This is a genomic window from Paenibacillus sp. OT2-17 (genome assembly GCF_009827695.1).
In the GTDB taxonomy this organism is placed as follows: domain Bacteria; phylum Bacillota; class Bacilli; order Paenibacillales; family Paenibacillaceae; genus Paenibacillus; species Paenibacillus polymyxa_B.
On the sequence record NZ_WUDQ01000958.1, the window covers coordinates 1 to 793 of the forward strand.

The following is a 793-nucleotide window of genomic DNA, read 5'->3' on the forward strand; positions in this document are numbered from 1 at the left end:
ACCCTTTCCTTGCTAACTAATGAAGAAGTGTTAAATGCTCATCACAACGGTTTGAATGCGCGGCAGGTGTATAGAAAGGATGAACATATCGTTTGGACTTCACATAACGAGGAAGGTCATGTATATGTAGCTTTGTTTAATGCTGGAGATGAAGCTTCAAAGGTGCGTGTATCCTTAAAAGACCTTGGTATTGAAGGGCATCCAAATGCCAGAGATTTATGGAACCATGTAGATTTAGGTGTTTTAGCACAAGAACTGTCCGCAGATTTACCTCCTCACGGAGCAGCGCTATTTATTTTGAAATAATGTAAGGAAGAACTATGCGCAGTTCCAACCCAAGCACCTTATCGTAAAAGTGGAAGGCATCTTTACGATAGGGTGTTTTTTTGCATGTGTAACTTTAGGATATTTTAACGAACTCGACATTATTCTTGGGAATATGACATTTGGAACGTGTTAATTTTATATAGTGCCTATTTCTGTACAAATTTAAATCATTCTAACGAATAGACTCGAGAAAGGAGTCAAATGATGAAATTAAAAAAAATCCACAAAAATGAACAGGACGAGCCTTGGCCCTCTAGCAAACCAATATTATGTATCGGGGGGGCCAATCTGGATCGTAAAATCATGATTAAAGGTACATTTCAGCTTCATACCTCCAATCCGAGCAGTACAAGGCTGCAATCTTGCGGTGGGGTAGCACGAAATGTAGCCGAAAATTTAGGGAGGTTGAGTCAGCGGGTCAGCCTGCTAACTGCGGTTGGGGACGATGCGGAAGGTGAATTTATTA

The 793-nt window shown here is 40.6% G+C and carries 1 protein-coding gene and 1 pseudogene; both read left to right on the forward strand.

Annotated elements, in window-relative coordinates; genetic code table 11:
- A pseudogene (locus GRP75_RS28445) lies at nucleotides 1-306 on the forward strand (alpha-galactosidase); the annotation flags it as partial.
- A 225-nt stretch (nucleotides 307-531) separates the two neighbouring features.
- On the forward strand, nucleotides 532-793 hold a 262-nt coding region (locus tag GRP75_RS28450), incomplete at its 3' end, for a PfkB family carbohydrate kinase (RefSeq protein ID WP_237449256.1).